Source organism: Candidatus Poriferisodalis sp., assembly GCF_965198245.1.
Lineage (GTDB): Bacteria > Actinomycetota > Acidimicrobiia > Acidimicrobiales > Poriferisodalaceae > Poriferisodalis.
This window is the reverse complement of the sequence record NZ_OZ240249.1, coordinates 304,195-325,264: the sequence shown is the minus strand read 5'-3', so window position 1 is coordinate 325,264 and position 21,070 is coordinate 304,195. Positions and strand designations below refer to the sequence as shown.

The window sequence follows — 21,070 nt, the reverse complement described above, 5'->3', positions numbered from 1 at the left end:
GACCCGCGCCCCCAGGCGCCACCCTCTTGGATGTGGCGGCGCTACGGCGTGGAGCCGGGTGGGGGCGGGTTGGCGAAGGCTTCTTCGTAACCCTCGTCGCCTGGTAGCAGTGTCAGGAATTCGCCATTGGGCCGCACGGCGATCGCTGGCAGCAAGGCTGGGATATCGATAAGGCCGTCGGCCCAGGCCAGGAGGTCCGCGACCGTGTCGACTTCGAGCATTGGCTCGAGGTTCTTGTAGGTCGGGAAGATCATCATGAACTTGCCTTCGGCGTGTTGGGCGAAGGCCTCGGCGGGGCGGATCCAGGTGCTCTCGACCGTTTCGCTGCCGTCGTGGAGCGGCTCTTGGCGCTCGGGAATGTGGGCCATGAAGAAGCAGGTGTCGAAGCGGCGCGTCGGGCCGACCGGCGTGATCCAATGGCTCACATAGCGGAGTTCGTCGAGTTCGAGCACGAGTCCTTCGTCTTCGCACATCTGCGCTAGCCGCAGTTCGCCGCTGTGGACTTGCCGACGCAGCGTCTCGAACCTCTGCGCTGTGGAAGGTTCGTCGAATGACACGTGGTCTTTGCCATTGCGGGCCAGCAGGACACCGGCTTCCTCGAAGCACTCTCGGACTGCGGCCACCCAGAACGCGAGGCCGCCATGATCGACGCCGATCATCGCTGAGGCCGTCGCATTGTCGAGGCCAAAGCAGACCGACTCCAGACCCGGGTCGTCGCGGTCTTCTACGTCGACAGCGCCACCTGGGAACACGAATTGGCCGGGGACGAACTCGCTGCGCGGGTTGCGCCGCGGCATGAACACCTCGAGACCGTCGGTGCCGTCGCGAACGAGCACCACGGTGGCCGCCTGCCGCAGCGGCGTCTCGGCGGGTGCAGCAGGATCAGTCATCTCGGCTCCAGTTCTCGCAAGGCCCCCGGGGACGTTACCGACGGGCGTGTGAGAGGGCGGCGGTAGTGTCCGGGCGATGAGGCCGCCGTCGGTGAACGACCTGGCGCTGCGGATCGCACATGTGGGCCTGCCGCACCCCTTGCTGGTGATCGCCGCCCGGGCAGCCATTGCCGCCGGCGATCCCGACTCGGCTGCTGACGAAGCGCACCGTCTGCGGCGCAGCCTGTTGGGGCCAGCGATCAACGCCACCGGTGTCTTGCTGCACACCAATCTCGGCCGGGCTCCGCTCGGTCAACAACACGGTGGGGCGTCGCTCGGGTTGGAACCTGACGAGGACGGACCGGTGCGGTTCAGCAACCTGGAATTCGATCTCGCGTCGGGACGCCGCGGTTCACGCACCTCACACGCCTCGCTGCTGCTCGCGACCCTGACCGGCGCCGAAGCGGCACTCGTGGTCAACAACTGCGCCGCAGCGGTGACGCTGGTGCTGGCGGCTCTGGCCCGTGACCGCGGCGTGGCGGTGTCACGGGGAGAGCTGGTCGAGATCGGCGGCGGATTCCGGGTACCCGAGGTAATGGAGCAGTCGGGCGCGCGGGTGGTGGAGGTGGGCACCACCAACCGCACCCGTGCAGCCGACTACCGGGCGGCCGTCGAGCGGGACGACATTGCGCTGCTGCTGAAGGTGCACCCCTCCAACTACCGCATCACCGGCTTCACCGAAGAGGCCGACGTGGCGGACCTGGCCAAGATCGGGCCACCGGTGGTGTCCGACCTGGGATCGGGCCTGCTGGACGAGCGCTGCCCGTGGCTGGGGACGCGGCCCGACTGGCTGGCCGGTGAGCCGGGTGCGCGCCAGACACTGGCAGCGGGCGCTGCGCTCGTCACGTTCTCCGGCGACAAGCTGATGGGCGGCCCGCAAGCCGGAATCATCTGCGGCAACGCCGATCTGGTGGCCGCCTGTGCGTCGCACCCACTGATGCGGGCTTTCCGGCCTGGCTCGCTGGTGCTGGATGCGTTGCAGTCGGTGGCGCTGGCGTACCTGCGTCGCGATGCCGATGCAATCCCGTTTTGGCGCATGGCCAAAGTGCCGGTCGACGAGTTGGCCCAGCGGGCCGAAGCGCTCGGCGTCGGCCAGCCAGCACGCACGACCGCACTGGCTGGCGCGGGTTCGCTGCCCGGTCAGGAGATCCCGTCTGCGGGCATCGAACTCGACGGCGACCACGCGGCTGCGCTGCGAGCGCACGATCCACCCGTCATTGCCCGCGTCAACGAGCAGACCACTGTCATCGACCTGCGCACCGTCGATCCCGCCGACGACGCCGTCGTAGCCGCCGCCGTCCGGCAAGCGCTCAGCCTGTAGCACCAGACCGCCTCAGGTGAGGTGCCTTCATTCGGCTTCAGGGAATCTGAACCGATTCTTGACGCCAATTGAACGCAGTTCTTACGCCGCCCCTTCAGCCTGACAAGAACGGCAGCCTGCAGAGACGCGATCAGCGTGTTGCGTGAGCGTTCAATGCGCGGGAATTCATGAAAGTGGCTGAAGCTCTGCATGCCAGCATGACGAGAGCCGCACTCCGGAGAGTGCGGCTCTCGTGGGCCTAGCGCTGGTGCGCCGAGCTGGTTTGATACCCCTGCCTCGGACGGTTCGATTCCGTCTAGGTCCACCAGCGACCTTACGGTCGCGCCAACAAGCTACACAAGCCGATTACCGCAGTCGGCCAACCGGCGCCCGCCCTCGCCGCGGCATTCGGCAACATCCGGCCTTGGCGGGGCATGCTGGCGGCGTGCACATTGTTGGCACCGCGGGGCACGTAGACCACGGCAAGTCGACGCTGGTGCGCGCCCTCACCGGCACCGACCCCGACCGGCTGGCCGAGGAGAAGGAGCGCGGGCTCACCATCGACCTGGGGTTCGCCTTCTGCACGCTGCCGTCAGGCAGGCAGGTCAGCTTCGTGGACGTGCCCGGGCACATCCGCTTCGTGAAAAACATGCTGGCCGGTGTCGGGGCGGTGGACGCCTCCCTGTTCGTCGTAGCTGCGCCCGAAGGCTGGAAGCCGCAATCGGCAGAGCACCTGGCGATCCTCGAACTGCTCGGCATCTCGCACGGCGTGGTGGTGCTCAGCCAGATCGGCCTCGTCGACGACGAGCTGGCCGAGCTGGCCCGGCTGGATGTTGCCGAACACGTCGAGGGCACGTTCCTCGAGGATGCACCGGTGGTCGCCACAGACGCCATCGACGGCACCGGGCTCGACGAGCTGCGGGCCGCGCTTGACGACCTGTGCGCTGCCACACCCACGGCAGCCGACCGGGACCGGCCCCGCCTGTGGATTGACCGCTCGTTCGCCGCAACCGGAGCGGGCCGGATCGTGACTGGCACCTTGGCGGGCGGTGGGGTGTCAGCCGGCGACGAGCTGCAGACCGCACCGGGCGGCCGGACGGCCCGGATCCGAGCAATCCAGACCCAGGGCGCTGCAGTCGAACGCATCGGACCGGGACATCGGGTGGCGCTCAACCTGACCGGTGTCGATGCCGACGATCTGGGCCGCGGCATCGCGCTCGTGCGGCCCGGTCAGTGGCACCGCACCCGCAGCATCGACGTGGAACTGAGGGTGCTGGACAGCCTCGGCAGCGATGTCACCCGTCGGGGCGCCTACGCCTTCTACCTCGGATCGGGTGAATGGCCCGTGCGGCTGCGAGTGCTCGGACCCGAACGCATCGCTCCCGGCGAGACCGGCTACGCCCGGTTGCACCTGCCGGTCGCGCTGCCGCTCGTGCTCGGCGACCGCTTCGTGCTGCGGGATTTCGGCCGGGGGCAGACCATCGGCGGCGGCACCGTGCTCGATCCCGATCCACAGCTGCGAGCTTCGATCGCCACGCCCGACGCCCGGCCCGAGCGCATGCTTGCCGAGCGCGGCTGGGTGGAGGCGGCGCAACTCGAGCGACTGACCGGCGAACGCGTTGAGCCCGTACTGGGCGATTGGGTGGCGCCGCCCGAACTGCTGGACGCATTGCTTGACGACCTGCGAGACCAGGTCGAGCGGGCCGGTCCCCTCGGGCTGGACCTGGCTGCACTCGACGAACGACAGCGTCTTGCCATCGACACCCTTGACCGGATCGTGATCGACGCCGGGCGCGCCCGGCGGGCGGACGCGGTAGATGTGCTCGCCGACCATCCCGTCATTGCCGAGCTTGCAGCGGCACCCTTCTCACCGCCGGAGCCGAGCGGTGTCACCCAGCAGGAGCTCTTGGCACTGTCGGGGCGCGGCGACCTGGTTCACACGGACGGGATCTGGTTTGCCAACTCTGCCATCAAGGCCGCAGCCGAGCGGATAGCGGGCCTGCTGAGCGCACAGCCGGACGGCATCACCGTGGCCGAGATCCGCGAAGAACTGGGCACGACACGCAAGTACGCGCTGCCACTGGTGGGGTACCTGGACCGGACGGGGGTGACGCGTCGACGGGGGGACCTTCGCATTGCCGGGCCGCGACTGCCCCCGGTATCTGATTGACGCCAGTGCAGGACTGAACCCGCGCTGGCGCGCAGCGCCAGCGGCTGGTGGCTGGTGGAACTGTGGGGGACTGCTAGCTGACGTCAGTGCGCACTAGCAGCATGTTGCGGCGCTCGATCTCATTGCGCCCGCCCCAGATGCCATGCGCCTCACCGACGTCCAGTGCGTGATCGAGACAGTTAGCGATCACCGAACACTGGTTGCAGATGGCTTTCGCTCGCGCCTCGCGCTCAGATTTCTCGTCGCGCCGCTCAGTGCGGGGCGGCGGGAAGAACACCGCCGCCTGAGGTCCTCGACAAGCTGCCCTGTCCTGCCACTCCTCGACCAACAAAGCGCTCATATGTCCCCCTTGTCGGGAGGGACACTAGAGGACAGAAATTCACTTGACAAGAGGGAAACGAAACCTCATTCGGTTTCGGAAACCGGCGCATCAGCCCGTTTCTTGCGCATCTCGCGGTAGTCCACCGCCGCACCTTCGAGCGGTTCCACCTGCAGCACCACCCCGCTGAAGCCGCTGACGCGCAACGGTTCACCCACCTGCAGCGGTGTCAGCCGGTTCACTCGGGCCCGCCACTGGGCACCGTGAACTTCGACAGTGCCGTCGGGATCGATGTCGGTCACCGCAGTGCCCTCAACTCCGACCAGCCAATCCCGGCCCACAGTGGCGGTGCCGTACCGGGTCCGGACCAGCGCAGGCATGCCCGACAGCACGAATACGCCGACCATCACGAGGCCCACGACCAGCGGGATCCAACTCATCGAGTACTGGCCGAACAGCAACAGCGAGCTGACGAGCAACGCCACGCCGCCCACGGCAGTCCAAAAGCGCGGCACGCCCGTCTGGACGTCCACAGCGAACGCCACAAAGGCTGCGATGAGCAGTGCAAGCGCCCATGGTCGAATGTCAAGTGTCCCCAAGCCGAAGGCCGAGAGCAGCCCGCACACAGCACCCACGACCGCGGCGACGCCGATGCCGCCGGTGTAGAAGTCGAGTAGCAGCAACGACAACCCGGCGAGCAGCAGCAAGTAGGCGACCGCCGGGCTAGCAGCGGTGTGGAACAGGCCGTCGAGCAGCGGCAGCTTGACGAACGACACGACCACATCCGGGGCCGGGGCCCGCCGCACCACACCGTCGTCGCCGGTGACGTTCTGCCCGATCGGCGGCAAGTAGCCCGCATCCGACATGGCGAAGATGAACTCGCCGATCGAGGGAGCCGTGCTGTGGGTGAGGCCCTCGCCCATGGCAGATTTGGCGTCGAAGTACCGGACGCTCGTGCCCGAGTGAAGCCCATCGTCGTCGTGACGGTGGAACCGCTCGGCATCGGGTCCATGGGCATGAATGAGGCCCTGCACTGCGGTGAAGTCGCCGATCCGACCGCCGGGCGCGATCGCGGCGAAATCGGCCATAGTGACCAGGTGGGCAGCGCCTCGGAGCGCCCGCGCGCCGCTGGGTCCGACCCATACCCCCACCGGCAGGTGCGCGAGGCGCACATTGTCGAGCAGTTCGACGAGCTCGGTGTCATCGAGCGTGGTTCCGGCACTGTCAACCTGCAGCACCACGCCGATCGCATGACGTCCTTGCGCGGTGACGATCTCCCGCTTGATGTACGACGCCATGATCGGATCGATGAGGCTGTTGACCTCGACCACGACGATCTGTCGGGAACCGTCGTCGCCCACGATCTGGGGGTTCTCGGTGTCGGGGCTATGGTCAGCCGGCTCGTCGTGAGCGGACGCCGGGGAGACGGCCAGGCCCAACACGCCAGACAGCAGCAGCGTCGCGGCCGCGAGGCGCGCGGACCAGCGGCGGCGATTCTGACGTGCGTTCACCCAGGCTCCCTGGATCGGCAACGGCCCGAACTCTAGGAGCGCTGCCCAGATGTGCGACGCAAGCCGGACCGGCCGCGACACGACGCCCAGCAGTGCAGACCCCATTACCCTGCGCCATCGTGACCGACGTGCTTCTGGCCACCGATGCAGACTGGGTCGTCGAAGAGGTGGCCGCCGCACTCTCCGGGGCCGACGTGACCTTCCGGGTCGTGCGATCAGGTCACGAGGTCCGGCCCGCGGTCGAGGCCAGCACACCTGACCTGGTGATCCTGGACTTCCAGATCGGCAACATGGGCGGCATGGCCACGTGCTTGGACTTGCGGCTCGAATCCGGCATGGGCAGGCTGCCGCGGGTGCCGGTGCTGATGCTGGCCGACCGGGAAGCCGATGTCTTTTTGGCCCGGCGTTCTGACGCCGATGCGTGGCTGATCAAGCCGCTCAACCCGTTGCAGCTGCGGCGCACCGCGCACCAACTGCTGGAGCGCGACGCCGCGAGCGCCACATAGACGACCGTACATTCCGGTAGCGCTTGCGCTTGCGAGACCGGTAACTTCGGCCGGAGCGATCAGCCAGCGGTGATCGCAAACGGGCAGTGGCGCAGGTTGGTAGCGCGCTTCGTTCGGGACGAAGAGGTCGTGGGTTCAAATCCCGCCTGCCCGACAGGTTTATGCGAGCGTGAAGCTACGCCACGCTCGCGACAATAGAAAGGCGTGATGCAATCGGACGCAGCGCGGCGGGTGGGCTTCCTCGGGCTGGGCAACGTGGGCGCCAAGCTGGCCGGCTCCCTGCAGCGCAACGGGTTCGAGCTGGTCGTGCGCGACCTGGATCCGGCTGCGATGGCGCCATTTCTCGATGCCGGTGCGAGCGAGGCCTCATCGGGAGCTGAGCTGGCCGAACGCTGCGACGTGGTGATCACCTGCCTGCCGACGCCCGCTGCGTCAGCAGCCGTGCTCGAAGCTCGCGATGGCGTGCTAGCTGGGTTCGCCTCGGCCGCGTCAGCGGCAGCCGGATCGGCCGGATCGGGTTCGAAGATCTGGGCCGAGATGAGCACCACCGATCACCACGAGGTCCGCCGACTGGGAGCGCTTGTGGAAGCCGCTGGTGGGGCCGCCATCGACTGCCCGGTATCGGGCGGCTGCCACCGGGCCGCCACCGGCAACATCTCGATCTTCGCCGGCGGCGAGCGGCACACCTTTGAGGCGATGCTGCCGCTGCTCACAACGATGGGGCGCCGCATCCTGCACACGGGAGCGTTGGGCTCCGCATCGATTCTCAAAGTGGTCACGAACTACCTGGCCACGGCCAACCTGGTCTCGCTGTGCGAGGCCTTGGTCACCTCCCAAGCGGCGGGAATGGACCTGGCTACCGCGTATGAGGCCATCCGCATCAGCTCGGGCAATTCGTTCGTTCACGAAACCGAGAGTCAGGTCATCCTGAATGGCTCGCGGGACATCAACTTCACCATGGACCTGGTGTGCAAGGACATCGGCCTGTTCGCCGACATTGCCGCTGAACAGGGCCTGCCGCTGGAGCTATCGCCGGTGTTGGTGGACATGTTCGCCGACGGTGCCGCTCGCTACGGTGACCGGGAGTGGTCGCCGAACATCATCCGACGGCTCGAGGAAGCCACGGGGCGGACCATCACGGCACCCGGCTTTCCAGCCGAGATCGTCGACGACGAGCCTGAGGTGCCCGGCGCCGAAGTGGTGGTGCGCCGCGGCGAATAGGCGTGCCCGCAGCGGAGGCGGCAGGGCCCTCTGCTCCGGGAATCCAGCAGGTTCCAACCTCGCAGAGTTCCCTGCCGCCTCCGCAGCTATGGCGTTTGTGCCTATCCGCTCGCGCCCTGGGCAGCGGCGAGGACCTCGGCGATCTGAATCGCGTTGAGCGCCGCTCCCTTGCGGAGATTGTCACCGACCACAAACAGTGCCAAGCCGTGTTCGACGGTGGGATCGCGGCGGATGCGACCCACGTAGGACGGGTCACGGCCCGCTGCGGTGAGCGGTGTGGGCAGATCGGCCAGCTCGACACCCGCCGCATCGGCCAGCAGCTCGGTGGCTCGCTCGGGCGAGATCGACCGCTCGAAGCGAAGGTTCAGCGCAAGCGAATGCCCGGTGAATACCGGCACCCGCACACAGGTGCCCGATACCGCCAGATCACCGATGCCCAGGATCTTCCGGCTCTCGTAGCGGAGCTTCTGCTCTTCATCGGTTTCGCCGCTGCCGTCGTCAACGAAGTTGCCTGCCTGTGCCAGCACGTTGTGAGCTATCGGGCCGGGGAACTTGTCCGGGGCCGGGTGGGTGGCGGCATCGCCGTCGAAGGTGAGCGCAGCGGCACCCTCGGTGGTTGCAGCCAAGGCACGGTCGAGCTCGTCGACGCCGGCGAGGCCCGCGCCCGACACCGCCTGGTAGGTGGCCGCCACCATTGACACCAAGCCGGCCTCAGCGTGCAGCGGCGCCAGCACGGGCATTGCCGCCATCGTCGTGCAGTTCGGATTGGCGATGATCCCCTTTGGCGCGTTGAACACCTCGGGGGCGTTCACCTCCGGCACCACCAGCGGGACATCGGGGTCCATGCGCCAGGCCGAAGAGTTGTCGATAACCGTTGGGCCCTGTGAGGCGACGTGCTCGGAGATTGCGAGCGATGTGGTCTTGCCTGCCGAGAGCAGGGCGATGTCGAGACCGGTGAAATCGGCTGCTGCAGCGTCCTCAACAGCGATCTCGGATCCGTTCCACGACAGCTTGCGGCCGGCTGAGCGGGCTGATGCGAACAGCCTCAGCTCGTCGATCGGGAAGTCCCGTTCGGCGAGGATGTCCCGCATGACGCCGCCTACCTGGCCGGTGGCTCCCACGATTCCTACGCGCATGGATCTGAGGCTACCGAGGTCGGTTCAGCGGGCTTCTGCGATTTTCTCGGCTGGTCAGTCGAGGCCGAAGGCTGTGTGCAGGGCCACTGTGGCTCGGTCTACGTCTGCTTCGGCTACTACGCAGGAGATGCGGATCGGCGAAGTGGAGATCATCTCGATGTTGATGTTCTGCGCTGCCAGCGTCTCGAACATGGTGGCGGCCACTCCCGGATGGCCGGCCATGCCGGCGCCGACGAGCGAGACACGGGCGATATCTGCATCAGTGTTCGTCGATGCGAAGCCCACCGTGTCCACCATGCCCTCGCAGATGGATCGCACCTCGTCGGCGCTCTCTGCTGGAACGGTGAACGAGATGTCCGTGCGGTCGTGGTCGCCCACGTTCTGCACGATCATGTCGACGTTGACCACAGCGTCGGCCAGCGTGCGGAACACCTTGGCGGCGATCCCCGGTTCGTCGCGGACGCCGACCAGTGTGACCTTGGCCTGCGACGTATCCGGCACGATGCCGGTCACAATCGGCTTTTCCATTTCTCTCGCGTCCATGTCTGACTCCGTGTCGACGACCCACGTTCCCGGTTCCCATGTGAATGCCGAGCGCACGTGCAGGGGAACGCCGTAAGTGCGGGCAACCTCGACCGAGCGGGCGGCCGGCTTGGGGCAGCCCATGGCGGTCATCTCGAGCAATTCATCGAAGCCGAGACGTGCCAGTTTCCGGGCACTGGGGCACACCCGTGGATCTGTGGTGAACACCCCCGACACATCGGTGTAGAGCTCGCAGGCGTCGGCGCCGAGACCGTGCGCCAGCGCCACCGCGGTGGTGTCGGAACCGCCGCGGCCCAGGAACGTCACGTCGTTGTCGGTGGACACCCCCTGGGCACCCGCCACGACCGCGACACGCCCGGCCTCGAGCGACTCGGTCACTCGCTTCGGGGTGACCGACAAGATCTTGGCGTTGCGGTGGTTCGTGTCGGTGAGAAACCCCGCTTGGCTGCCGGTGAACGAGTCCGCCGGGACGCCCACGTCATGCAGTGCCATGCACATGAGCGCGATCGCCTTGCGCTCGCCCGCCGTGATGAGCATGTCCATCTCACGGCCGGCTGGCTCATCGGAGATCTGCGTCGCCAGGGCGATGAGCTCGTCGGTCTCCGAACCCATGGCGCTGATGACCAGCACGATCTCGTCGCCGCGGCTGCGGCAGTGCTTCACGTGGTCGGCAATCTCACGCATGCGCGCGGCTCTGGCGACCGACGTTCCACCGAACTTCTGCACGACCAACGGCACGCCGAGCGAGGGTACCGGGGGGTCTTTCCGCGACCGCCTCTGCGGGCCACTGAGTGGGCATCGGTAGTGTGACCGCCGGTACTGGTCAGGGGCCACCTTGAGCCCCGAGATTGCGCCCGCCCTGTGCGGGCCGAGACGATTGCGCCCGCCCTGTGCGGGCCGAGGGCACGGAGAGCGCCGCTCATGAGCAGCGAGAAGAGACAGCGCCAGCGCGAGAACCGCATGCGTGCGGTGGCCCAAGCCGAACGCGTCAAGAAGCGTTCCACCGTGGCCCGCAAAGTGATGCGAATCGTGCTCATCGTGGCAGCCGTGCTGGTGGCGCTGTGGCTGTGGAGCAACTTCACCGGCGATGACCCCGACGACAGCGGTGACAGCGCAGTGGTCACTGACACCGAGGCGCCCGACGTCACCACGTTCGAGACTGACGAGCCGAGCGATGAAGCGCCGCCGGCCACCGAGGCTGAAGCTGAGACTGAGGTCGACGACAGCCCCGACGACACCGCGGCCGCTGCGCCAGAGCCGACGGGCTGCCCTGCTGTCGACGGCAGCGACGGCCCCCGCAACCAATTCGACGGGCCGCACCCGCTCTGCATCGACGTCGAGGCGATGTACGCCGCGACCTTCGAAACCAGCATGGGCGACTTGACGATGGTGCTCGACCCGGTGCTCGACCTCGACAGCGTCAACAACTTCGTGGTGCTGGGCCGCTGGGGAGCCTTCGACGGGACGCTGTTCCACCGGATCATCGCTGGCTTCGTGATTCAAGGCGGCGACGTCCAACTGCAGTACGGAACCGGCGGTCCCGGCTACCAATTCACCGGCGACTTCCCCGAAGAGGACTGGTACCGGATCGGCTCGGTTGCGATGGCCAACCGCGGGAATCCGGCCACCAACGGCTCCCAGTTCTTCGTCATCACCGGTCCCGACGGCGCTTCGCTACCGCCCCTGTACTCGCCGCTCGGCCACGTCGTCGACGGCATGGACGTCGTCTTGGCAATCGAGGGCGTCGAGACCGACCCAGCCGACGCCCCGATCGACGAAGTCGTGGTGCACAGCGTGACGATGTCCGAAGCGACCGACGCTCAGATCAACGCGTACATCGATGCGCGCAGCTAGCCCAGAGCGCAGTCGGCGCGCCAGCGCGTCAAGCGGCACTTCGACCAGATCACGCCTAGGCTCGCGCTGATGCAGCGCCAGTCAGAAGACGGCCCGACGGAGCCGGCTGCGTCGGGATGGTCATTCCCGCCAGCGTCGACAGCCGATGAGAACGGCCTTGTGGGAGCGGGTGCCGACCTCGGAGCCGGCACGCTGCTGGGCGCATACCGGACGGGCCTGTTCCCGATGCCGCTGGGTGACACCGTCGGATGGTGGTCGCCGGACCCACGCGGCATCCTGCCGCTCAGCTATCTCCGAGTCAGCCGCTCGCTGCGTCGGGCTTGCAGGCGCTTCGACATCCGCATCGACACCGCCTTCGAGCAGGTGCTGGAATCGTGCGCCGATCCCTCCCGTCCCCACGGTTGGATCAGCGACGACATGGGAAACGCCTACCGGGAGCTGCACGAGCTGGGGTGGGCGCACAGCGTGGAGACCTGGCTCGACGATGAGCTCGTAGGCGGCCTCTATGGGGTAGCGATCGGCGCCCTGTTCGCCGGCGAGTCGATGTTCCACACCGAGAGCGACGCCTCCAAGGTGGCACTGGTGGCACTGGTGGATGCGCTCAAGGTGACCGGCGGCGCGCTGCTGGACGTGCAGTGGACGACACCGCACCTGGCGGGGCTGGGATCCGTGGAAGTCGAGCGCGCGGCGTACCTGGAACTTCTGGCCGAGGCCATCACCCGGCCGCTGCCTGAGATCTGGCTGCGCCCGATGGTCTTCCGCATGCTCGACGGCTAAGGCCGATGACTGCCTCCGATTCGCCACGGCGCTCAAGGCCGTGGCTGATGCGCACGTACTCGGGGCACTCCACGGCACGGGCGTCCAACGAGCTGTACCGGTCGATGCTGGCCAAAGGCCAGACCGGACTGTCGGTGGCCTTCGACCTGCCGACACAGACCGGCTACGACCCTGACCATCCGATGGCACGCGGCGAGGTGGGCAAGGTCGGCGTGCCGGTGCTGCACCTGGGCCACATGGTCCAGCTGATGGACGGCATCCCGCCCGAGGCCATGAACACCTCGATGACCATCAACGCCACGGCGCCGTGGCTGCTGAGCCTGTACATCGCCAACGCGCAGAACGCCGGCGTGCCGTCCGAGGCCCTGCGAGGCACCACCCAGAACGACATCGTGAAGGAGTACCTCAGCCGGGGCACGTACATATACGGCCCCGAGGCCAGCCGGCGGTTGACCGTTGACGTCGTTGCGTACTGCTCGCAGCACGTGCCGCAATGGAACCCGATCAACGTGTGCAGCTACCACCTGCAGGAAGCCGGCGCCACGCCCACTCAGGAGATCGCCTACGCGCTGGCGACCGCCATCGACGTGCTCGATGCCGTGCGCGACAGCGGCAAGGTGCCGCCTGATCGCTTCGACGCCACCGTCGGCAGCATCTCGTTCTTTGTGAACTCGGGCATCCGGTTCGTGGAGGAGGTCTGCAAAGTGCGGGCCCTCACCCAGATGTGGGACCGGATCTGCTCTGAGCGCTACGGCGTGGCCGACCCGAAGCTGCGCCGGTTCCGCTATGGCGTGCAGGTGAATTCGCTGGGCCTCACCGAAGCCCAGCCAGAGAACAACGTGGCACGCATCACGCTTGAAGCTCTCGGCGTGACGCTGTCGCAGCGGGCACGGACCCGCTCATTGCAGCTACCCGCGTGGAATGAAGCGCTGGGGCTGCCGAGGCCATGGGACCAGCAGTGGTCGCTGCGAATCCAGCAGGTGCTGGCACACGAGACCGACCTGCTGGAGTACGGCGACATCTTTGACGGCTCGGTTGTGGTGGAGGGCCTGACGGCCGAGCTCGTGGCGTCTGCGCAGGCTGAGTTGGATGACGTGCTGGGCATGGGCGGCGCCTTTGCGGCCATCGAGGAACTGAAGCGGCGGTTGGTTGCGAGCCACACCGAGCGCGTACGGCAGATCGAGAGCGGCGAGCTGACCGTGGTGGGAGTGAACGAGTTCACCGAGACCGCCCCGTCGCCGCTGGAAGGCGACGAGTCGATCCTGCGGGTGGATCCCGAGGTGGAAGCCGAGCTCATCGCCGATCTCGAACGGTGGCGGGGCACCCGAGACTCGAACCGGGTGGTGGCAGCGCTCGACGACCTGCGGGTTGCCGCGTCGGGCGATGTCAACATCATGGGGCCGACCATCGAGGCCGCCCACGCCGGGGTGACGACCGGCGAGTGGGCGCAGGCGCTGCGCGAGGTGTTCGGGGAGTACCGGGCACCGACGGGCTTGGGTGGCGTCGGGGCCGGCAGCCCTGCTTCGGTGAGATCGGGGCTGGCATCGGTGGCGGAGCGTTGCGCCCAGATGGCGGGCGGGCCGCCACGGGTGCTGGTGGCCAAGCCGGGACTTGACGGCCATTCCAACGGCGCGGAACAGGTGGCGGTGGCAGCGCGCAACGCCGGCATGGAGGTGGTGTACGAGGGGATCCGCCTGACGCCGGCCCACATCGCTGCGACTGCCCGTGACGAGGACGTCGACGTGGTGGGGCTGTCGATCCTGTCAGGCAGCCATCTCGAGCTGGTGCCCGAAGTGCTGGCGTGTCTCGACGCCGAAGGCGTGAGTGCTCCAGTGGTGGTGGGCGGGATCATTCCGCCGGCCGATCATCAGATGCTGCGCGATGCCGGCGTGGCCGCCGTCTATACGCCGAAGGACTATGAGCTGTCGGCGATCATGGCTGACATCGCCGAATTGGCCGAACGAGCCCGCGCCAGCTCGGCCTGACCGCATCCTCACACGCGACCAGGACTGATTTCGATCAACCGCAGCACCGCAATTGTCTCCGTGCACATGTCTCGGTCGATGCGCTGGATCCGCATGGCTCTGCTGCAAGTTGGATCCGCAGAGCGCCGCTCTCCGGGGTCATACAGTCGGTGCCGATCGTCGGCATACCGTTTCGCGTTGTGAGGCGCCGTCAATTGTCACAACAGCCTCGGGAGACGAGTCAGGTCTGGCTGATCTACGACGGCGAATGTCCGATGTGCAACAACTACGCCCAATACCTGCGGCTGAAGCAATCAGTGGGAGAGTTTGTGCTGGTTGACGCCCGCCAAGGTGGCCCGATCGTCGACGAGGTCCGAAGGCTGCCGCACGATCTCAACGACGGCATGGTGGTCAAGATCGGCAACCGGCACTTTGCCGGTCACGAAGCGCTTCATGTGCTTGCGCTCCTGTCCGAGGACCGTGGTGCCTTCAACAAGTTCAACCGGTTGGCGTTCAGTTCGCCGTTGATCTCACGCGTCACGTATCCAATGCTGAAGTTCGGACGATGGGTGCTGCTGAAACTGAAGGGTGTGGCGCCGATCGCGCACGAACGCTGAGTGCTCGTTTCGCTCCCAGCGTTGCCGGGCGAACTCAGGGGTCCGGCCAGGGATCGGACGCGACGCAGCGGCTGATGTCGGCTGCGCGGTGTTGTGACTTGTCCAGCCCGGCTATTCCAGCGCGTTGCGGACCTGGCTGACGGCTGTTGAGGAAACAGCCGCCAATGGGGTTCGCACGTCGTGGCGTCAGCCGCTCGGTGACAGTCACCGCCACGGTGATCTCATCAGAGAACTCGCCGTCGGAGACCGCCACCACGATGTCGTACACATTGTCTGCGCCTGCATCTGCAGGCCGTTCGAAGCTGGGCGGTGCGACGAAACTCAGGCGGCCGTCGTCGATGCGGAACCGCTGCGCGTCGTCGCCTGCCAACGACCACACGATGGGGTCGCCCTCGGGGTCGGATATCTCGAATGAGGCGATCGGCGCTGTCGACCCTGCTCCGACATCGACTGCCCGAGGCCCGCTCACGATGGGAGGCTCGTCCACATCCACGATGTCGATATTCAGGTACGTCAGTGCAGCCGCGCCGGACGGGTCGGTGACCCTCACGGCGACGATGAGCCGGGCGAAGTACTCGTAGTCAAGCTCCAACGCTGTGCGCAATTGACCGGTCTGCTGGTCGATCGTGAAGGCGGCGCCGTGGAACAGTCTCCGCGGCCGCGTGTAACTCAGCACATCGCCGTCGGGATCGGTCGCCTGCACCGGATCGCCCACGAGCGTGCCGATCGGCGACCACGACACCTGAACGGGCTAAGAGGCCGCGCGGATAGGTGACGTCTCGGAAAGTTGCTGTCGCGCCTTCTTTGTGCAATTTTGCCGTCTGTGGCGGCATTTCTGCGCAAAGTCCAGGCCGTCGGGGCTGCCGGGCATCGCCGCCTATCCGCTGCGGCTCTAAATCTCCCAGTTCCACGTCACCGATGCCGTCTCGACGACGGCGTAGCGCGCAATCGTGCCCAACGTGTGCTCATCGACGACCAGCTCACTGTCGCCGCTCACCACCGGCGTCTCGTCCACGTCGGTCACCAGCACCGCGACGGCGAACGAGCCCGTCAGGTTGCCGTCGAAGGCTTCGATGACGAGGTCGTACGCGCTGTTGCGGTCCCGATCAGCGGGCATCTCGTGGTCCGGTGGGGAGAGGAAGCTCAGCGCGGCGCCGTGGATTGTGAACTCGGCAGCGTCTGCGCCCGACAGCCGCCACTCCACTGCAGCACCCACGGGACTTATGGGTCCGCAGGGTCGTTCGTGACGCGGATGCCCGACGCTGCGAGATTCAGGATCGCGTCTAGGGGTCGGGCCAGGGATCAGCGCCGTTGCGGCCAGCGTCATCGACGCCGGCAAGGCAGTCGTTGTCGGCGCCTTCGGGGCGGCCGGTCCAGCGGACTCGGCCGGGGGTCGCGCTGAGCCGGGCAACCACGTTCTGTTGCACCAGCCCGTCGACCTCCACGAACACGCCGCGTGCGGTGGCGTGCGGGTCGTCGGAGAGTTGGCTCATGTCGAGCACCGGTGCTGCTGCGGCCTGCGCTTCGTCGAAGGCTTCCACTGCTTCGGCGAGCGTCCGCTGGCACACCCACTCGGCCATTGCCGTGTCCAACTCGGCGCGGTGGGCCATGCGCCCTTCAAAGGTCGTGAAGCGCTCGTCGTCTCCCACGCCGATTATCGCCATGACCCGGGCGGCAACTGAGTCGCTCGAGGTGCTCACGGCCAGCCAGCCACCGTCGGACGCCTGGTAGGTGCCACGGGGGACGCTGTAGGGAATACCCGATCCCAGACGGGGCTGCAGGTAGCCCTCGGTGTGCCAGGCGGTCATGAGCGGGCCCATCACCTGCGACATGGACTCGAGCAGGTTGACATCGACAACCTGACCGACGCCGCTGCGGACGGCCGCCAGCGCGGCGAACGCGCCCGCGAGTCCTGCGATCTCATCGGTGAGCGCAACCGGCGGTAGCAACGGGGCGCCGTCGGCCTCGCCGTTTATCGAGGCGAAGCCGCTCATGGCTTCCGCAAGGGTGGCGAAGCCGGGACGGTCGCAATACGGCCCGTCTTGGCCGAAGCCGGTCAGCCGGACGATCACCAGTTTCGGATTGGCTTCAATCAGCTCGTCGGGAATCAGTCCGAGTGCTTCGAGCTTGCCGGGCCGGAAATTTTCCACCAGCACGTCGGCCACGCCGAGCAGGCGGCGCAGCAGCGCCAGGTCGTCGGCTGCCTTGAGGTCGAGGGTCACGCAGCGCTTGTTGCGGTTGACGAGCCGCCACCACAGCGTTCCGCCGTCGTGGTCGCGCCAGCCCATGTTGCGAACGGTGTCGCCTCCGGGTCGCTCCACCTTGACGACGTCCGCGCCGAAGTCGGCGAGGTAGCGGGCACAGTGCGGCCCTGCGAACACCGAGGAGAGATCGACCACCCGCAAGCCTTCGAGCGGCATCGACCCAGATTTCATCGGGCGATGCTGCCACGCATTGCTCGCGCCATGCCGACTGTCAGGGCTGCACACGCAAGAACAGAAGCTCTAGAGCCGCACCATCCAAATTTATTTTTTACTGAAAAAAACAAAAGCAGTGTTTCGATTCCTATTCAGAGTTATATTTTTCTACCTCAAAAGATAAGATCGAGACGATGTCTGATCGAGGCTTTTCTTTTCTCCCGCCTCCATCGCACGATGCTGAGATCGAATGTGTCCTGGCCGCACTCGCCGCAGGGGACGCTGATCCAGACGCCCTCGAAACCCAGGTCATCGACCTCAAAGAGGAAGCAGGACGACGCTCCGGGTCAAGCATCCTGCCAGGCGAGCCGCGGAGCGACATCGTGGCCAAGCAACTCGCCGCCGAGGCAGCGTGCTTCGCCAACACTCGAGGCGGTGGGGTCATCATCGTCGGGGTCGACGATGCGACCGGTGACCTCATCGGCGCCGCGAGTGACGTCAATTGGCTACGCACCCGCCTGTACCAGCTCACCGACCGCAAGGTCACCGTCGACATCCACGAAGTCGAAGTCTCGGGGGTGAGGCTGCTCGTCATTGCCGTTCCACAGGCAGTCGAGCCTGTGCCATTCGAACGCAGGTTCCAGCATCGGCGAGGAGCTTCCTGCGTGCCTGTCACTTCAACCGAGCTGTTGCAAGGGCTGTTCGCCGACGCGGCCGCCGACCCATCGCATCGCGAGTCGAGAATGACCTTGCGCGATGTGTCTGACGGCGCAGTGGCGTCGCTGCGAAGACGTCTCGCGGCTTCTGACCATAAGAAGTCATCGCTCGACTTGCGCGACTTGCTCGCGCGGCTCGGTCTTCTCTACGGGGATTCAGGCTCGCTCAACCTCGCAGGTGAGATCCTGCTCGGCCAACGAAGCTCGCCCGCCCTCGACTACACGCATCGACCGGTACCCGGTGGACCGTCCGATGTTCGGGTCCACCAGCCCGGCCTCTCGTTGCTCGAGGAACTCGATCTGGTCGAGGACGCATACACACATCACAACCCGTCTCGCGAGCTCACTATGGGTCTCGGCATCGTCCGCGTGCACGCCATACCAGAGCGATCATTGCGAGAGGCGATCCTCAACGGTGTTTGTCACCGTGACTGGAACCAATCGGATCCAACGGTGATCGAGCACATCGGCAACGAGCTTCGCGTCACCTCACCTGGCGGTTTCATCGGCGACGTGGTCGCTGAAAACATCATCACCCACCCTTCGCAGCCGCGCTATCGGACGCTCATGAGTGCTGTGCGACAGCTCGGCCTCGCGGAGCAGGAGGGCGTTGGAGTCGATCGGATGGTCGCCGATCTCATCCGAATTGGCAGCGATCCGCCTCTCATCGAGCTGACCGAACGGCCCGCCGTGCGTGTCGTCCTGCATGGACGCTCAGTGGACGCCTCCCGCTACCAGTTCTTCGCCGGCCTTCGGATGACGACGGCGGACAGCGCGCCGTCCCCCGAGACCGCAGGCGACGACGTCGATGTGGCGTTGCTCGTTTGGCGCGCATTGAATCCAGCGACTGCTTTCCTCACCGCCGAGTCATGCGCGCCTCTGCTGCAACGTTCACCCGCCGACGCAACCCAGGCTCTACGCCGCGTCGCCGGTTATCGAACCTCCCGCAAGCCACCGTTGCTATCGCCGATTCCGGTTCCCTCAAGTGCGCCCCCCGCATGGTGCCTCTCGCGTTCCGCACGTCGAGACTTGGGTGCTCGGGCGGCGCGCCACGCCGCAGCGACAGCGTGGGTTCGGGAACGCAAGCGCATCTCGTCGGCCGAGTACGAGGCAATTGCTCTGGTCAGTCAGCCAACGGCGAACACTCACCTCCGCGCTCTCGCCGAAACGGAGGGTTTGATCCCGAGTCGGCCCTCAGGTCGAGGACCTGGCTTTCACTACCACTATCCGGGCTAGCGGTAGTGGACGGCGGGCCAGGAAGAGGGGGCGTGCCACTGCCGGCCGCTGAAGCGCCACTTGCTGGGCGGGCCGCCGTGCGCTGGAGCCGGGGCGGGACGAGGCCACAGCAGCTCGAGCGCGGCGACAATGGCGGCGGCTTCCTCCGCGCTCGCCGTGGGTGTGATGGCCACGTGCGATGCGCTGATGACGGACCCTGTCACCCGTCCCTCGCTGTGGCCTCGTGTATCGCAGAGTTCGCTGTGTACATCTGTGACTCCGTCACAGTGGGATGTTGCCGTGCTTGCGGCGCGGCAGTTCCTCGCGCTTGGCACCGATCATGTCGTATGCGGAAATGACCTTCTGGCGGGTCTCCGCGGGATCGATGACCGCATCGATGATGCCGCGCTCGGCTGCGATGTAGGGGTTTGCGTACTTGCGGCTGTATTCCTCGACCAGCGCTGCCTTGCGGGCGTCCGGGTCGGCCGCCTGCTGCAGCTCGCGCCGGTTGAGGATCTCCACCGCTCCCTGCGGGCCCATCACGGCCAGCTCGGCGGTGGGCCAAGCGAAGCTGACGTCGCAGCCCACCGACTTGGAATCCATGACCACGTACGCGCCGCCATAGGCCTTGCGGGTGATGACCTGCACCCGCGGCACGGTCGCCTCGCAGTAGGCGTACAGCAGCTTGGCGCCGTGCCGGATGATGCCGCCGTGCTCCTGGTCGACACCGGGCAGGAAGCCGGGCACGTCCACGAACGTGAGCAGCGGGATATTGAAGGCATCGCAGAAGCGCACAAAGCGGGCGGCCTTCTCCGAGGACTCGATGTCGAGCACGCCGGCCATCACCATCGGCTGATTGCCGACGACGCCGATCGAACGGCCGTTGAGCCGAGCGAAACCGCACACGATCGAGCCGGCCCAAGCGGCGTGGTACTCGAAGAACTCGCCGTCGTCGACGACGCCGGCAATGATCTGCTTCATGTCGTAGGGCACGTTGGAGCTCTGCGGCATGAGGTCGCGCAGCTCCGAGCACAAGCGGTCGGCTTCGTCAGTGGGCTCGACGGTGGGCGGCGCATCCAGGTTGTTCGACGGCAGGAACGACAGCAGGTAGCGCACATCGTCGAGCACTGCCTTCTCGTCGGCGGCCACGAACGTCGCCACGCCCGACTTGGTGCTGTGGGAGCCGGCACCGCCGAGTTCCTCGAGGGTGACGTCCTCACCGGTGACGGTCTTCACCACGTCGGGTCCGGTGATGAACATGTGGCTGGAGTCGCGCACCATGAAGATGAAGTCGGTCATGGCGGGCGAATAGACGGCGCCGCCGGCGCATGGTCCCATGATCACGCTGATCTGCGGGATGACGCCCGAGGCCAGCACGTTGCGGCGGAAAATGCCGCCGTAGCCGGCGAGGGAGACCACGCCTTCCTGGATGCGGGCGCCCGCCCCGTCGTTCAGGCCGATGATGGGAGCGCCGACCGATTCGGCAAGGTCCATGACCTTGTGGGTCTTCTCGGCGTACACCTCGCCGAGGGCGCCGCCGAAGACGGTGAAGTCCTGGCTGGCAACGAAGACCTTGCGGCCATTGATGTTGCCCCAGCCGGTGATGATGCCGTCGGTGTAGGGGCGCTCTTCGAGGCCGACGTCGTGGGCCCGGTGGCGGGCGAGCATGTCGAGCTCGTGGAAGGTGCCCTGGTCGAAGAGGTACTCGATGCGCTCGCGGGCCAGCATCTTGCCCTTGTCGTGCTGCCGCTGGATGGCGCGCTCGGTGCCAGCGTTCAGCGCCTCGTCGCGACGGCGGGCCAGCTCTTCCAGCCGCTCGGCCATGGTCGGCTCAGACATCTGGCAGAGCCTACGAGAGCAAGCCGCTCCCTCGCC

General features: G+C 66.7%; 19 protein-coding genes and 2 tRNA genes. 11 read left to right on the top strand and 10 right to left on the bottom strand.

What is annotated here, in order from left to right:
- Positions 1 to 41: 41 nt before the first annotated feature.
- A complete protein-coding gene (locus tag ACOCMM_RS01695) occupies positions 42 to 890 on the bottom strand; it encodes an NUDIX hydrolase (RefSeq protein ID WP_419551476.1) in 849 nt (282 codons plus the stop codon).
- 76 nt (positions 891 to 966) lie between these two features.
- On the opposite strand from ACOCMM_RS01695, the gene selA reads away from it, so the two are divergent.
- The 3 genes from selA to selB all read left to right on the top strand — a co-directional run bounded on the left by selA (position 967) and on the right by selB (position 4,399).
- Complete coding sequence (selA, locus tag ACOCMM_RS01690; protein WP_419551475.1) at positions 967 to 2,250, top strand: L-seryl-tRNA(Sec) selenium transferase; 1,284 nt, start codon at positions 967 to 969, stop codon at positions 2,248 to 2,250.
- A 234-nt stretch (positions 2,251 to 2,484) separates the two neighbouring features.
- Positions 2,485 to 2,557, top strand: a tRNA-OTHER gene (locus ACOCMM_RS01685).
- Positions 2,558 to 2,674: 117 nt separating this feature from the next.
- Positions 2,675 to 4,399: a selenocysteine-specific translation elongation factor gene (selB, locus tag ACOCMM_RS01680; RefSeq protein ID WP_419551474.1), complete on the top strand. Its 1,725-nt coding sequence runs from the start codon at positions 2,675 to 2,677 to the stop codon at positions 4,397 to 4,399.
- A 73-nt stretch (positions 4,400 to 4,472) separates the two neighbouring features.
- On the opposite strand, the gene ACOCMM_RS01675 is transcribed toward selB, so the two are convergent.
- Positions 4,473 to 4,739 (bottom strand): WhiB family transcriptional regulator, encoded by a 267-nt coding sequence (locus ACOCMM_RS01675; protein ID WP_419551473.1) that lies wholly within the window; start codon positions 4,737 to 4,739, stop codon positions 4,473 to 4,475.
- A 65-nt stretch (positions 4,740 to 4,804) separates the two neighbouring features.
- Positions 4,805 to 6,229 (bottom strand): NfeD family protein, encoded by a 1,425-nt coding sequence (locus ACOCMM_RS01670; protein ID WP_419551472.1) that lies wholly within the window; start codon positions 6,227 to 6,229, stop codon positions 4,805 to 4,807.
- A gap of 119 nt (positions 6,230 to 6,348) precedes the next feature.
- On the opposite strand from ACOCMM_RS01670, the gene ACOCMM_RS01665 reads away from it, so the two are divergent.
- The 3 genes from ACOCMM_RS01665 to ACOCMM_RS01655 all read left to right on the top strand — a co-directional run bounded on the left by ACOCMM_RS01665 (position 6,349) and on the right by ACOCMM_RS01655 (position 7,956).
- Positions 6,349 to 6,735, top strand: a complete 387-nt coding sequence (locus tag ACOCMM_RS01665) for a response regulator transcription factor (protein ID WP_419551471.1) — start codon at positions 6,349 to 6,351, stop codon at positions 6,733 to 6,735.
- Between the two features lie 80 nt (positions 6,736 to 6,815).
- A tRNA-Pro gene (locus ACOCMM_RS01660) sits at positions 6,816 to 6,889 on the top strand.
- Positions 6,890 to 6,942: 53 nt separating this feature from the next.
- Entirely contained in the window at positions 6,943 to 7,956 is a 1,014-nt protein-coding gene (locus ACOCMM_RS01655) for an NAD(P)-dependent oxidoreductase (RefSeq protein WP_419551470.1), read from the top strand.
- A 101-nt stretch (positions 7,957 to 8,057) separates the two neighbouring features.
- On the opposite strand, the gene ACOCMM_RS01650 is transcribed toward ACOCMM_RS01655, so the two are convergent.
- Entirely contained in the window at positions 8,058 to 9,092 is a 1,035-nt protein-coding gene (locus tag ACOCMM_RS01650; protein WP_419551469.1) for an aspartate-semialdehyde dehydrogenase, read from the bottom strand.
- Between the two features lie 54 nt (positions 9,093 to 9,146).
- The gene (locus ACOCMM_RS01645; protein WP_419551468.1) at positions 9,147 to 10,373 is read right to left on the bottom strand and encodes an aspartate kinase; all 1,227 of its coding nucleotides are present in this window, start codon (positions 10,371 to 10,373) and stop codon (positions 9,147 to 9,149) included.
- Positions 10,374 to 10,556: 183 nt separating this feature from the next.
- On the opposite strand from ACOCMM_RS01645, the gene ACOCMM_RS01640 reads away from it, so the two are divergent.
- From ACOCMM_RS01640 to ACOCMM_RS01625, 4 genes are all read left to right on the top strand, one after another.
- A complete protein-coding gene (locus tag ACOCMM_RS01640; protein ID WP_419551467.1) occupies positions 10,557 to 11,489 on the top strand; it encodes a peptidylprolyl isomerase in 933 nt (310 codons plus the stop codon).
- A 69-nt stretch (positions 11,490 to 11,558) separates the two neighbouring features.
- On the top strand, positions 11,559 to 12,266 hold the full coding sequence (aat, locus tag ACOCMM_RS01635; RefSeq protein ID WP_419551466.1) for a leucyl/phenylalanyl-tRNA--protein transferase: 708 nt from the start codon (positions 11,559 to 11,561) through the stop codon (positions 12,264 to 12,266).
- A gap of 5 nt (positions 12,267 to 12,271) precedes the next feature.
- Positions 12,272 to 14,251 (top strand): methylmalonyl-CoA mutase family protein, encoded by a 1,980-nt coding sequence (locus ACOCMM_RS01630; RefSeq protein ID WP_419551465.1) that lies wholly within the window; start codon positions 12,272 to 12,274, stop codon positions 14,249 to 14,251.
- A 149-nt stretch (positions 14,252 to 14,400) separates the two neighbouring features.
- Positions 14,401 to 14,847, top strand: coding sequence for a DCC1-like thiol-disulfide oxidoreductase family protein (locus ACOCMM_RS01625; protein WP_419551464.1), 447 nt, complete (start codon positions 14,401 to 14,403; stop codon positions 14,845 to 14,847).
- A 34-nt stretch (positions 14,848 to 14,881) separates the two neighbouring features.
- Here the strand turns inward: ACOCMM_RS01625 and ACOCMM_RS01620 are convergent, their stop codons facing one another.
- The 3 genes from ACOCMM_RS01620 to ACOCMM_RS01610 all read right to left on the bottom strand — a co-directional run bounded on the left by ACOCMM_RS01620 (position 14,882) and on the right by ACOCMM_RS01610 (position 17,282).
- A complete protein-coding gene (locus ACOCMM_RS01620; RefSeq protein WP_419551463.1) occupies positions 14,882 to 15,589 on the bottom strand; it encodes a cadherin domain-containing protein in 708 nt (235 codons plus the stop codon).
- 150 nt (positions 15,590 to 15,739) lie between these two features.
- Positions 15,740 to 16,063, bottom strand: coding sequence for a hypothetical protein (locus ACOCMM_RS01615; protein WP_419551462.1), 324 nt, complete (start codon positions 16,061 to 16,063; stop codon positions 15,740 to 15,742).
- A gap of 67 nt (positions 16,064 to 16,130) precedes the next feature.
- Positions 16,131 to 17,282 carry a CaiB/BaiF CoA transferase family protein gene (locus ACOCMM_RS01610; RefSeq protein ID WP_419551461.1) on the bottom strand — a complete coding sequence of 384 codons (1,152 nt, stop codon included), beginning with the start codon at positions 17,280 to 17,282 and terminating at the stop codon, positions 16,131 to 16,133.
- A 176-nt stretch (positions 17,283 to 17,458) separates the two neighbouring features.
- On the opposite strand from ACOCMM_RS01610, the gene ACOCMM_RS01605 reads away from it, so the two are divergent.
- Complete coding sequence (locus ACOCMM_RS01605; protein WP_419551460.1) at positions 17,459 to 19,216, top strand: RNA-binding domain-containing protein; 1,758 nt, start codon at positions 17,459 to 17,461, stop codon at positions 19,214 to 19,216.
- Here ACOCMM_RS01605 and ACOCMM_RS01600 read toward each other — a convergent pair.
- Entirely contained in the window at positions 19,213 to 19,419 is a 207-nt protein-coding gene (locus ACOCMM_RS01600) for a hypothetical protein (RefSeq protein WP_419551459.1), read from the bottom strand. The genes ACOCMM_RS01605 and ACOCMM_RS01600 overlap by 4 nt on opposite strands.
- Positions 19,420 to 19,477: 58 nt before the next feature.
- The gene (locus ACOCMM_RS01595) at positions 19,478 to 21,019 is read right to left on the bottom strand and encodes an acyl-CoA carboxylase subunit beta (protein WP_419554797.1); all 1,542 of its coding nucleotides are present in this window, start codon (positions 21,017 to 21,019) and stop codon (positions 19,478 to 19,480) included.
- Between the last annotated feature and the right edge of the window lie 51 nt (positions 21,020 to 21,070).